Origin of the sequence: Thioalkalivibrio sp. ALRh, assembly GCF_000381425.1 — a bacterium.
GTDB lineage: Bacteria > Pseudomonadota > Gammaproteobacteria > Ectothiorhodospirales > Ectothiorhodospiraceae > Thioalkalivibrio.
Window position 1 is genome coordinate 99580 of the sequence record NZ_KB906523.1, and the last position, 12812, is coordinate 112391.

Annotated in this window: 10 protein-coding genes; 6 read left to right on the forward strand and 4 right to left on the reverse strand. The window is 64.4% G+C overall.

From position 1 onward, the window contains the following. Positions 1-45: 45 nt before the first annotated feature. Positions 46-2103 carry a sodium-translocating pyrophosphatase gene (locus tag F791_RS0110905; RefSeq protein ID WP_018994900.1) on the reverse strand — a complete coding sequence of 686 codons (2058 nt, stop codon included), beginning with the start codon at positions 2101-2103 and terminating at the stop codon, positions 46-48. Between the two features lie 452 nt (positions 2104-2555). On the opposite strand from F791_RS0110905, the gene F791_RS0110910 reads away from it, so the two are divergent. After that, entirely contained in the window at positions 2556-3092 is a 537-nt protein-coding gene (locus F791_RS0110910; RefSeq protein WP_018137792.1) for an HIT family protein, read from the forward strand. Between the two features lie 53 nt (positions 3093-3145). On the opposite strand, the gene F791_RS0110915 is transcribed toward F791_RS0110910, so the two are convergent. Next, positions 3146-3916 (reverse strand): hypothetical protein, encoded by a 771-nt coding sequence (locus tag F791_RS0110915; RefSeq protein ID WP_018994899.1) that lies wholly within the window; start codon positions 3914-3916, stop codon positions 3146-3148. 193 nt (positions 3917-4109) lie between these two features. On the opposite strand from F791_RS0110915, the gene F791_RS0110920 reads away from it, so the two are divergent. Beyond that, a complete protein-coding gene (locus tag F791_RS0110920) occupies positions 4110-5393 on the forward strand; it encodes a hypothetical protein (RefSeq protein ID WP_038057102.1) in 1284 nt (427 codons plus the stop codon). Positions 5394-5442: 49 nt separating this feature from the next. Here F791_RS0110920 and F791_RS0110925 read toward each other — a convergent pair whose 3' ends face one another. After that, positions 5443-5862, reverse strand: a complete 420-nt coding sequence (locus F791_RS0110925) for a CBS domain-containing protein (protein WP_018137795.1) — start codon at positions 5860-5862, stop codon at positions 5443-5445. Positions 5863-6159: 297 nt separating this feature from the next. On the opposite strand from F791_RS0110925, the gene F791_RS0110930 reads away from it, so the two are divergent. The 4 genes from F791_RS0110930 to F791_RS0110945 all read left to right on the forward strand — a co-directional run bounded on the left by F791_RS0110930 (position 6160) and on the right by F791_RS0110945 (position 11557). Beyond that, positions 6160-7863 carry an HAD family hydrolase gene (locus F791_RS0110930; RefSeq protein WP_019592590.1) on the forward strand — a complete coding sequence of 568 codons (1704 nt, stop codon included), beginning with the start codon at positions 6160-6162 and terminating at the stop codon, positions 7861-7863. A gap of 234 nt (positions 7864-8097) precedes the next feature. Further along, positions 8098-8880, forward strand: coding sequence for a hypothetical protein (locus F791_RS0110935; RefSeq protein ID WP_019592591.1), 783 nt, complete (start codon positions 8098-8100; stop codon positions 8878-8880). Positions 8881-9222: 342 nt separating this feature from the next. Continuing rightward, positions 9223-10461, forward strand: coding sequence for an MFS transporter (locus F791_RS0110940; protein WP_018174176.1), 1239 nt, complete (start codon positions 9223-9225; stop codon positions 10459-10461). Positions 10462-10618: 157 nt separating this feature from the next. Continuing rightward, positions 10619-11557, forward strand: a complete 939-nt coding sequence (locus tag F791_RS0110945; protein ID WP_018174175.1) for a hypothetical protein — start codon at positions 10619-10621, stop codon at positions 11555-11557. A gap of 53 nt (positions 11558-11610) precedes the next feature. On the opposite strand, the gene F791_RS0110950 is transcribed toward F791_RS0110945, so the two are convergent. Beyond that, positions 11611-12735 carry a site-2 protease family protein gene (locus F791_RS0110950; protein ID WP_018174174.1) on the reverse strand — a complete coding sequence of 375 codons (1125 nt, stop codon included), beginning with the start codon at positions 12733-12735 and terminating at the stop codon, positions 11611-11613. Positions 12736-12812 lie beyond the last annotated feature (77 nt).

Below are 12812 nucleotides of genomic sequence, written 5' to 3' on the forward strand. Positions count from 1 at the left end.
CAGTCGGATTGTCGGCATCTCGGTTCTCCTTGCGTTTCGCGGGCCCTACAGGACGGGCACCAGCAGCAGCGCCATGATGTTGATGACCTTGATCAGCGGATTGATCGCAGGGCCCGAGGTGTCCTTGTACGGGTCGCCCACCGTGTCGCCGGTGACCGCCGCGTGGTGGGCCTCGGAGCCCTTTCCACCATGGTGTCCATCTTCAATGTACTTCTTCGCGTTATCCCACGCCCCGCCACCGGCGGTCTGGGAGATCGCCACAAACAGGCCGGTCACGATCGTTCCGATCAGCAGCCCGCCCAGCGCCTCGGTACCGAGGAACACACCCACCAGCACCGGTACCAGCACCGGCAGCAGCGAGGGCAGGATCATCTCGCGGATCGCCGCGCCGGTGAGCATGTCCACGGCACGGGTGTAATCCGGCTTGGTGGTGCCCTCCATGATCCCGCTGATCTCGCGGAACTGGCGCCGCACCTCGTTCACGATGCCCGAGGCCGCCCGGCCCACGGACTCCATGGTCATCGCCGCGAACAGGAACGGGACCAGCCCCCCGATAAACAGGCCCACGATGACATTCGGATTGCTGAGCTCGAAGTTGTGTACACCGCCCGTGTGGCGCACCAGCTCGTGGGTGTAGTCGGCGAACAGCACCAGGGCCGCAAGCCCGGCCGAGCCGATCGCATAACCCTTGGTAACCGCCTTGGTCGTGTTGCCCACCGCGTCCAGCGCATCGGTGGTCTCGCGAACCTCGGAGGGCAGATCGGCCATCTCCGCGATGCCGCCCGCGTTGTCCGTAATCGGCCCGTAGGCGTCCATCGCCACGATGATCCCGGTCATCGACAGCATCGTGGTCGCGGCGATGGCGATGCCGTACAGGCCGCCAAAGGCATAGGCCACCAGGATCGCCGCGCAGACCGCCAGCACCGGCGCGGTGGTCGCCTTCATCGACAGCGCCAAACCGGCGATGATGTTGGTCGCGTGGCCGGTGGTCGAGGCCTCGGCCAGATGGCGGACCGGGCGGAACACCGTGGAGGTGTAATAGTCGGTAGCGACCATGATCACCCCGGTCAGCACCAGGCCCACCAGCGCCGCGCCATACAGTCTCATCGCCGCGCCACTCTCGATGCCCATGCTGGTGGCCAGCGCGTTGTCCGGCACCAGCACCAGCGTAATCGGCAGGAAGGCCACCGCGGCGAGCCCGCCGGAGACCATCAGGCCCTTGTAGAGTCCCTTGATGATCTCGGAACCCTGCCGTGCCTTCACCGCGAAGGTACCGATGATCGAGGCCAGGATCGCCCCGCCGCCCAGCACCAGCGGATACACCGAGGCCATCAGGCCCAGCTCGGGGATCAGCAGGGTCCCCAGTATCATCGTCGCGATAATGGTCACCGCGTAGGTCTCGAACAGGTCCGCGGCCATCCCGGCACAGTCCCCGACGTTGTCGCCCACGTTGTCCGCGATCACGGCCGGGTTGCGGGGATCATCCTCGGGGATGCCCGCCTCGACCTTGCCCACCAGGTCCGCGCCGACATCCGCACCCTTGGTGAAGATGCCACCGCCGACACGCGCGAAAATCGAGATCAGCGAGCCGCCCAGTGCCAGCCCCACCAGCGGCGAGAGCCCGACGTCGCCGCCCTCGGGTGTGAGCCACCAGAGCACGGCGAAATAGCCTGCCACTCCCAGCAGCCCGAGCCCGACCACCAGCAGGCCGGTCACCGCGCCCCCGCGGAAGGCCACGTCCATCGCTGCTTCCAGCCCCGACTTCGCGGCCGCCGCGGTTCGCACGTTGGCTCGTACCGCCACATGCATGCCAATAAAACCCGCCGCACCCGAAAGCACTGCACCGATCAGGAACCCGATCGCGGAGCCCACGCCGATCACCAGCCACAACCCGATGAACAGAACCACCCCGACCACTGCAATGGTCGTGTACTGCCGCTTCATGTAGGCCGATGCGCCTTCCTGCACGGCACGGGCAATGCGCTGCATCTCCTGGCTCCCCTCCGACTTCGAGAGCACCCAGCGGATGGAAAACAGACCATAGGCCAGCGCAGCAACGCCGCACAGCAGCGCGAATACGAGGCCGAAAAATGGCATGGACATGGACTCCCCCTTCGATACGTCGTGACACAAAACATCCGGGGCGTCGGGCACCCGCGGCGGCCGACAAGCAGGCTGTCGACGCGACACGGCCGCCCGGCGCGAATCCGGGCATCCGGTTTGTGCTGCCGTCGCGCATCCGCGCGACCGTCGAGGCGCGCGGCCACCGCTGGCGCGGGGCGTACAGCCTCGACAAACGTATCGGGGGATGGTGGGTCTGGCCGCAGGACGGCTCGAAGGAAGGACCGCAAAAACCCCTTACAATGCTAGGGAACTTACGTGGTGACTTGCAGGTCGTCAAGCACGATGGGTGCAAACCGCGTGTGTTCGGCACCTTACAGACCATGGACCGGGGCATACCGTGAGGTGAACTTCATCGGCCGCAGGCGAACGAATAGGTGAAAATCCCGTAAGATCGTTGACTTACAAAACAAACCGATCAACCAGGCGTTTCGATGACCAGTGCCACACCCATCAAGGATTGTTACTTCTGCCGCGTCGCGGCCGGACTGGCCGATCCCCTCATCTACGAGAACCGCTCGTTCGTCGCCCTGTTCGACACCAACCCGGTCAACCCGGGGCACGCCCTCGTCATCCCGCGGCGGCATGTGGTTTCCCTTTTCGAACTCAACGAGACCGAACAGTCGGACTACTTCGACGCCATCCATGGCGTACGCCAGGTGATCGAGTCAACCGACCTGGCCAGCCTGTACCGCAGCATGCTGGTCCGCGAGGACCTGAGCGAGCGCCCCAAGGACCATATCGAAGGCGTGCTGGAACTCCCTTTTCTGGGCAATCCACCCGATGCCTACACCGTCGGCAACAACGACGGCCGCATGGCCGGGCGGAGCATCGATCACCTGCACGTAATCCTGCTGCCCCGCTACGAGGGCGACGTGGAAGACCCCCGTGGCGGCATCCGCAACGTGATCCCGGATCGAGCGAACTACCACCGACACGCCCACCCGGGCGTTCGCGCCGACCGCGCCTGACCCAGCCACTCGATCCGCCCGTACCATGCGACAGGGGCCCGCGCCCCTGATGGTCAGTCCGGCATAACCGACTTACCGGCTGGATCAAACACCCACCTCTCCTCGCCCAGGCGAAATACCAGCTTCCCGTCGGCCCACTCGACCACCTCGTAGTCTCGATGCTCTGGCTCGCGGCCCTCATGCTCGGGGGCACGCACCGGGATCGTGTTCGCTTCCACCGAGTCACCCAGCGATTCGCGATCCACGACCGTCAGCGTGCGGTCCCCGGCAGGCCCTTCCTGCGCGAACACCACATGGCGCCCATCGTCGCTCCAGGGGCCGATCGTGACGCGGCCCCCGTACTGAAACGCCGCGGGGCTCGCCTCGCCGCTGTCCACTCTTACCAACCAGCCGCCGCTGTGAGCGGCACCGCTGGTAACCACCGCCACCCAGGCATTGTCCGGGGATGCGTGGGCCTCCCGAAACCGATTCGTTGCTCCGAAGGCGTTCTGCTCGTCCACCTGGATATCGCCGGGCAGATCTTCAATGCCAAGGAGCGTGGTGCCCTCCACCGTCCGAACAGACTCCTCACCAATGTCCAGCGGCGCGAGCACCGACGCCTCATCGGCCTCTGAAAGTTGATCCTCCTCCCCCGACGGCATGCAACCACTGGTCACGATCAGCGTGACGACGACGCCCGCCGCGAGCCAGGACGCGATGCGTCGAACAGAGCACCTATGTCCGAGCCGCAATGCCCCCGCACCCGATCGCTCCGCCAGCGCATCCTCTCGTTCTCGAATGTTCACCGGACCTCGCATCACTCCACCATCGACGCACACCTGCATCCGGGTCAAACCGCCCATTCCGGCTAATGCCCAAGCCCGGAGCACGGTGTCACGTGTACCCCAGACAGGCCCGCCCGCCTTGTTTACAGGTGCGGAATGTGCCGGCAGCGGCTATCTTGTTATCGCGGGACAGGGCAGTCCCGCTGTCGGGCCGGCTGTCACGAGCCCGAACAAGCAACCGCAGGGGGAGAACATGCCAGGGAAATGGATCGTGGGCGGCCTTGCCGTGGTCGCCGCGGGTATCGGCTACTACCACTACGAAATCCGCCAGGTCGAACAGAAGCTCGACGATATGGCGCAGATGCTGGAGCCGCTCGGCACACTGCACTACGCCGGGGTGACTGTCGGCCTGGGCGGCGACCTGCACGTCAACCGGCTCCTGTTCGAGCCGCGCAATACGGCGATCGGCCGCATGCGGGCCGAACGCATCACCCTGGAAACCGGCAACATGTGGCAGCTCCTCCGGCTGCGCCACACCCTGGATGCCCGCCGTCTGCCCCGGCAACTGGGCTTTGCGGTCAACGGCCTGACCCTACCGCCCGGCCTCGCCACCGGCGCGCAGGACGGCATCCCGGCCCTGTGGCTGGACACCGCCGGCTGCGGCGCCTACCACGCGGCCCCTGCGGACGACCTGCTGGCTGCCCTCGGCTATCGCGACATCCCGCTGGACATGAGCATCCGCTACCATCTCGAGGAGGACCAGAACCGCCTGACCGTGCACAGCACCTTTGGCATGGGTCCCCTGGGCCTGGGCACATCCACCGCGCATTTCAACATCCAGGCCGCCTCGAATCGGGCCCGTGACCTCGCGCCCGCCCTGATGGCCACCTCATTGCAATCCATGACCGTGGATTACGAGGACCGCGGGTACTATCCCGCCCTGATGGAGCTCTGTGCGGCCGAGATGGACATGGAGCACCGGGACTACCTCAAGCACCACCAGGCGGCCTGGGTCGAAGCCTGGGAACCCCTCGGCCTGCAGCCGGGGCCGCTGATGATCGAGGCCTATGGCCACTTCATCCAGGAGCCTCGAGGTTACTCCGTGCGCATCGGTCCGATCGACAACCCCGCCCTGCTCTGGGCCGGCCTCGACTCCCCGACGCAGTGGCTACGGCAGGTCGAATCCAGCCTGAGCGTGGCCGGCCGGCCCTTTGGGCGCGTCGACCTGCGCCAGGTCACGCCACGCCCCGGGAGGCTCGCCGCGACACCGAACGCAGGATGGAACGCCACGCCGGCCCTACCATCCGATTCTGCCCGCCACCCGCATTCGGCGCGGGACCCGGTGATCGCGTTGAACGCACTGGGCGACCACATCGGCCGCAACCTGCAGATCACCCTCGCGGACGGTCGCGCCCGCAACGGCGAGCTGCTCGAGATCGATGAGGGGCATATCCGCGTACGCCGCCGCATCGGCAGCGGCTACATGGTGATGCCGATCGCCCTGACCGACATCAGCGAGGTACGGCGCCTTCGTTGATGCTTTCCCCGCGGCAACACGCGGACCGCACCGGAGCAAGACCTCGACGTTACGAGGTGGACGCATCCCCTTCGCGGATGACCTCGATCAACGCATTCAGGGCGTCGCTCGCCGTAAAGATACCCAAAAGGCTCCCGTCTTCTTCATTGACGATAACGCTGCCGATCTTCTTCTCGGACATGGCATAAGCCACCTCGTCCAGGGGCGTGGCTGCCGACACCGTCAAGGGGTCGGCTGACATGATATCGGACACGCTAACCTGGCCGATGTCCTCTATCGGCAAGCCCATCACGATGCGCACATCCCGGTCGCTGACCAGCCCGACCACCGACCCACCGCGGACCACCGGAAGATGGCGGACCCCATGCTGTTCCATCAATGCCCGAAGATCAGCGATCGTCATGTCTTCGTTCGCGGTGATCGGGTCGGGGGTCGTGAACTCTTCCACCGGCACACTCTTCGACACCATGGCTCCATCTCCTGTCCTCGTCGCAAGCCAGCAGCTCCAGCTCGCCTCCATCTCTGAATCTAGCAAATCTCCGCAAGCGGTCAGGCCATGAGGTTTTGCTGCGGCTACAGGTCCGATCACGTTATCTGTTCGCCGTTGCTCATGGATGTCATCTTCTTCGCTCTTCATCGGTTCCCAATCGACTGCCATTTCTCATGCGATCCAGAAGACCGAACTGGGCTATAACTCATTGAACGGCCTCAGAACAGGGCTGCAAACCCATTAACCGCACCGGTGCAACAGGAAGGTGGCAGGCACATGCGTTATCTCGCCCTGGCGGCAGACTATGACGGAACCCTCGCCTCGGATGATCGGGTTTCGGAGGACACCGTTCGTGCCGTCGAACGGCTCAGAAAATCGGGACGACGGGCGATCCTGGTCACCGGGCGGCGGGTGGATGACCTGTTGTCAGTCTGTCCTTGTGCGCGCCTCTTCGACCTGGTCGTGGCGGAAAACGGCGCCATTGTCTACAACCCTGCGACCCGGGAGGAAGCGCGTTATGCCAACCCCCCGCCGAAGCTGTTGCTCAAGGGTCTCCGAGAGCGCGGCGTGGAGCCCCTGGAGATTGGGCAAGTGGTCGTCGGGACTCAGGCAGCACAACGAGCGGCCGTGCAGGACGTGATCTGGGAACTCGGACTGGAAGCACAGGTGATCGCCAACCGTGGCGCCCTGATGGTCCTGCCGGCCGGCGTCAATAAGGCCAAGGGACTGGAGCGTGCGCTGCGCAAGCTGGGGCTTTCGCGTCATGAGGTGGTGGGAATCGGCGACGCCGAGAATGACCACTCGTTTCTGGACTTGTGCGAATGCTCCGTGGCAGTCGCCAACGCAGTGCCGTCCCTGAAGGCGTCCGCCAGCCTGGAGACCGCTGGCGAGAACGGGAACGGCGTCATCGAACTGATCGACGACTTGATCGCAAACGATCTGCGCCGGCTGGACAGCCGGCTCGAACAGCACCTGATCCCGCTCGGCACAGCGGCAGACGGGAGGCTGATCAACCTGTCGCCATTCGGGCACAACATGCTGGTTGCCGGGCCCTCGGGCAGTGGCAAGTCCACGTTCGCCGCGGGCATCATCGAGCGGCTAATCGAGAAAGACTTCCAGGTCTGCATCGTCGACCCGGAAGGCGACTACGGAACGCTGGCCGACGTGGTGGCACTCGGCAACCAATGGCGTGCTCCAGCCGTCACGGAGATCCTCTCGATCCTCGAGGATCCGAAGATCAACCTGAGCATAAACCTCCTTGGCATCCCGCTTGGGGACCGGCCCCAGTTTTTTGCGCAACTCATCCCCAACCTACAGGCCATGCGCGCACGCACTGGTCGGCCACACTGGCTGGTGCTCGACGAGGCCCACCACATGCTCCCCGATACATGGGGGCATACCGGATCCGCGTTGCCGAAACGGATCGGCGAGAGTGCCCTGGTAACTGTGCATCCAGAGCATGTCGCATCGGAGATTCTGGCGCCGGTCGACATTGTCATCGCCATTGGATCTTCACCCGAGGAGACACTCGCCAAGTTCGGGCGGGCCACGGGCAGAACGGTCCCGTGGTCCGACAGCCTGACACGAGAGCCGGAGCAGGTGATCGCCTGGTTTATCGATGAACCCCCGTTCGCCATGCGCCCCATGCCCGGGCGCGCAGAGCGCGTGCGCCATCATCGCAAGTATGCCGAGGGCGACCTGCGGTGGCACAGCTTCTATTTCCGAGGGCCCGACAGCCGCCACAACCTGAAGGCACAGAACATGGCCATCTTTTGCCAGATCGCCCAGGGCATCGACGAACAGACTTGGCTATTTCACCTGCGCCGCGGCGACTATTCGCGCTGGTTTCGGCACGCGGTCAGAGACGAGTTCCTGGCGGATGAGGCACAGCGCGTCGAGCAGCGCACCGACCTGGCACCGGCACAGACGCGCCAGATGATCACCGAACTGGCGCAAGCCCGCTACACCCTGCCGCCATGAGCCGGCGGGACGGCCGGCGCAAGCGCACCACCAGTCGCGTCAGGCTCGAGCACGTCAGGTTTCTTTCCAGACAGGCGCTCGGGATCCGGGAATGCTGCGCTCGCAATCGTATAACTGACTGTTTGTTCTTTCTTCCCCTTGGTTGGCATGGGCTTCGCTTGGGCCGTGTCGTCGGGCGTTGGTGGCGGATTGGAGCCGCTCAAGGCCTGGCCAGCCAATCCAGGGAACCTATTGATGAAACGCGCCCACAATCACAGCCGCTCCCTCTTCTTCCTTGTCGGCATTGCGCTCGCCGCCTCCGGCTGTGGCCAGCCAGACGAAGCCGATGCAGCCAATGCGGCGGATCCGGAGGATGCAGAGGAAACCCGCAGCCTCGGCCCGCCCAACCCCTATCTGAAGAACCTGCCCGAACTCGAGCAGGCGCGCTTCGATGAATCCGCGCAGTTACAGCAGGAACTGCGACAGATGCAGGCCACAGACTGGGAGCAGGCCGAAGCGTTCCGCAGTCACGTCGCCGAAAGAGAACGGCACTGGGACGAGAAGATCTCCGCGTACGTTCACACGAACCTGGTGGGACAAACCATCCCATTGACGCCGATCGACGCCAGGCCATACACCGTTGACGAGCTCAGGATCGAAGGAAGAAGGCCCATGCCGTTCAATCACCTGATCCTGACCGGAACAGCCACGCTGACGCAGGACCTGACCGAACCGGACAGCGACGAACCTGCCCCGCCAGCCTTCACCCTGAGGGGGCCGCCGATCATCGGTGCGGGGGATTTCCTGGATCACCGAGGCCAGACGCTTACCCTGTTCGTCCAGGCAGCGGACCTGGATGGCAACAAGATCCCCGCGATCAAGGCACGACTGACATCGACCGGGACTGCACAACGCGAAGAACTCGTCGCAGGCAAGACGTTCGAACTGCAGCTGAGTGTCGACCGGAGCGACGTCGCCCGACTGCGCAGCTTCGGCCAGTTTGTGGAAATCACGCGAGAAGAATTCGACGCCAGGTGAACGCGCGCCGACATGCTCGTTGCGGGTCGCACCAATACACGGGCGCCCTCTTCCTACGCCGGATCACTGGGCGGCAACACGGGCTGTTGGGCTGACCAGAGCCCCGCACTCGACGGGATGGGTGCCCGATCCACATACACCGGCTGTGCCGGGGAGCCTGTACCGGCTCTTCCTGTGCCAGCAGAGCAACTGGTATAGCCCGACGCCGCCTCTCGCAGCCCCGCCAAGCCCTGCCACTCCGGCAAGCCCACCGCCTGAACGGTATCCACCCGATTTGACTATTGCGCTGTCCCGCGCCAACCCTTGCCGGAGTCCTTCCGGAAACCTTGGCAGGCGGCCCCCATGACCGAGACCTCGGACATACGCAGAAAGGGCTTCATCGCCCACATGGCGACCGTCTTCATCAATGCCCTCAACGACAACTTCTTCCGGCTGGTGGTCATTTTCATCGCCATCCGCCAATTCGTCGCCGAGGGGGAAGGCACCTTCTACTACAGCCTGGTCGGCTTCGTTTTCCTGCTGCCATTCGTGCTGTTCTCGCCCTGGGCAGGCTATATCTCGGACCGCTACAGCAAGAAAGCGGTGATCGTCACCACGCGTCTGGCCGAGGTCGCGGTACTAATGGCCGCCGCGCTGATGCTGATCACCGAAAACTTCACCGGCTTGTTGGTGACGACCTTCCTGATGGGCCTGCAGAGCACGTTCTTCAGCCCGTCCAAATTCGGCATCCTGCCGGAGATCGTGCGCTACCAGCAGCTCTCGCGCGCCAACGGGCATATCCAGCTGTGGACGTTCCTGGCCATCATCCTCGGGACAGCTCTGGCCGGCTTCGTGATGGAGTTCGCCCGCGAGGACCTGTGGATACCGGCTGCACTTGTCGTGGCACTGTCCATCACTGGCCTGGTGACAAGCCTCTTCATCACCCCGACCGTGGCCACCGACAACCCCGCGCCGTTCCGACTCAACCCGTTTGCGACGATCGTACAGTCCATCAACGAGATTCGGCCGCATCGAGTCCTGTTCCTGGTGATTCTCGGCATCGCGTGGTTCTGGGCGCTGGGCACGCTGTACCAGCTGAACGTTCCCCTGTTCGCAGAAATCCACCTGGAGCTCGGCGAGCTTGCAACCGGCATCATCCTGACCACGCTGGCGCTGGGCATCGGTGCCGGCAGCATCCTCGCCGGCTATCTCTCGCGTGGGACCATCGCCATGCACCATGCCCCGGCCGGAATGATCGCCGCAGCCCTGCTCAGCGCACTGCTGTACTTCGCCGCCGACAGTTACCACGCAACCCTGGTGCTCATGGCCCTGCTGGGTGTCGCCTCCGGCTTTTTCATCGTGCCGATCACGGCCTACCTGCAGGGCCACAGCCCCGCCGAGCGACGCGGCCGCTTCATCGCCGCCAGCAATTTCCTCGCGTTCGCCGCGATGCTGGTGGCCCCGGTACTGTTCTGGCTGCTCACCGGCCCGGCAGGCATTACACCGGCACTGGTCTTCGTGACCGGCGGGCTGGCTTCGCTACTCGTCGGCCTGACGGCCTGGCGGCTGTATCGCCGGCACCAAGCAGAAGCGAATGCCTGACACCGCCAGACATCGGCATCGAACTTCGAACATCTGGCCCTGCCGGTTCTTCCAGTCAGCGTGACCCGACCTCATTCGTGCTTACCGCGTCGCACAGCAGGTGCTGGCACTTTCCGCCGGCCTTGACCAATCTCACCGTATGGACACGGAACAACCCTTGCGCCTCCACCTGCCGCCGGAACGGTCGCCCCCGCGGCGTAGCGGCCTGATTTCGGCCGTGCTGGCCCTGGCGGTACTCGGCAGCGCGTGGGTCCCGGCGTCTGCCCTCGAGTACGGACCACTGCCGGAGCGAATCGAGGACGCAACCGCGGGCATCGAGCGCACGCCTCTGGATGCCGAACCGATACGGCTGGACTCCGATCAGCAAAACGACACCGTCATGGTCCGGGTGGATGCCATCCTCGACCATCCCTTCCATCAGGTGTCCCAGGAGTTCCGGTCCGCGGCCGTATGGTGCGAATCCCTCTTCCTGCATATCAATGTGAAGGCCTGCGTCCACCACGGGGACGGCGAGCGGTCCGGCATCGAACTCTACATCAGCAGAAAGCGCTTCCAGCGCCCGGAAAACGCCTATCGGGTGGACCTGGACTTCCGGGTGCAGATCGCCGAGGAGGACTATCTGGCCGTGAAACTCGCAGGGGACCGGGGGCCCTACGGCACCCGCGACTACCGCATGACCCTGGAGGCCGTACCTCTGGATGCCGAGCGGACCCTAATCCACGTTCGGCATGCCGTTGATTACGGAGCCCTGGCCCGGGGCTTCCTGAACCTCTATCTCCGCTTCGGCGGCGGGGATCGGGCCGGCTTCACCGTGGTGGGGGAGGATGATGCCGGAAGGCCGATCTACGTCGACGGTCTGCAAGGTGTCATCGAGCGCAACGTGATGCGCTTCTACCTGGCATTCCAGGCCTATCTGGAGAGCCTTGAGGTCGCGGAAGAGGATCGTCTGGCGTTCCGCATGGCGCGCTGGTTCGAACTTACCGAGCGCTATCCCGAACAGCTGCGGGAGCTGGACCAGGACACCTACCTCCGGCAGAAGGAGATGGAATGGCGCGAACAGGAGAGGCTGCAGACACAGCGCGACCACCGCAATTGATCCTCCATCCGCCTCCTCGGGCTCCCTGAGGACAACCTATTGAGAGATCACACCTAACGCTGGAGCTCCATGTGGATCTCGATCGTGCGCAGGAGCTGCTGGCGATCGATCCAGCCGATGGCTCGACCGGATTCATCCATCACCGGGATCTGATTGAGGTTGTGTTCGCTCATGACCTGCAGGATCTCCTCCGCCTTCGTGTCGGGCGCGACACGGCTCAGCGCATCCACGGGGGTCATGATCGCGGCGATCCGGGTGGTCGGCCACCGCTCCCGCGGCACCTTGCGGCTGTCGCTGAGGGTCACCAGTCCCTGAACCCGCTCCGCATCGCCCACCAGAAAGGAGCGGCGCCCACCCGGCAGAACAAAACGGTCAATCCACTCCTCGACCGATACATCCTGGCCGACAAATGGCGGATCCGGGTTTGCCAGATCCCGCGCACGGACATCCACCAGCCGCTCGCGCATGTCATACATCCGCCCCTGCATCTCGGCCATGTTCAGCAGGAACCAGGCGATCAGCATCACCCACAGGCCCCCGATCAGGTTGCCCAGCACCACGACGTTCCAGAAGGCGAAGCCGAACAGGAGGTAGGCCACCATCCGCCCACCCCGTACTGCGGCCTCGATGGCCCTGCGCGGGTCGCCCGTCAACTTCCAGATCACTGCCCGGAACACCCGCCCGCCATCCAGCGGAAAACCCGGGATCAGATTGAAGATGGCCACGATCATGTTGATCAGCGCGAGCCAGCCCAGCGCCACCGGTACCGGCTCGAACCAATCCGCGGTGAGCAACGCGAGCCACCAGAAGAGCAATGCCAGGGCCGCACTCACCGCCGGCCCGGCAATCGCTATCCAGAACTCGTCCTCTGCCCGCTCGGGGTCTCGCCCCATCTGGGCCAGTCCCCCGAAGATGAACAGGGTGATGGACTCCACCGGCACACCACGCCGCAGCGCTACCATGCTGTGGCCCAGTTCATGGGCGAGGATGGAAGAAAAGAACAGCAGGGCCGTCACCGCCGCGGTGCCAACCGCCATCGCCAGGCACCATTCCGGATACTGGTGATAGAAACCGGTGCTCATGCTCGCCAGCAGCAGGATCAGGATGAAGATCCAGCTGATGTGGATCTGAATACGGATGCCACTGACATGGCCCAGGACTAGGACGGTCTTGAACATTCTTCGGCTCCTTGCATCACAGTACCGCTACCGGCCAGCGTGACCGGTGCCGCCTCACTCGACCGGGCTTCTGACGT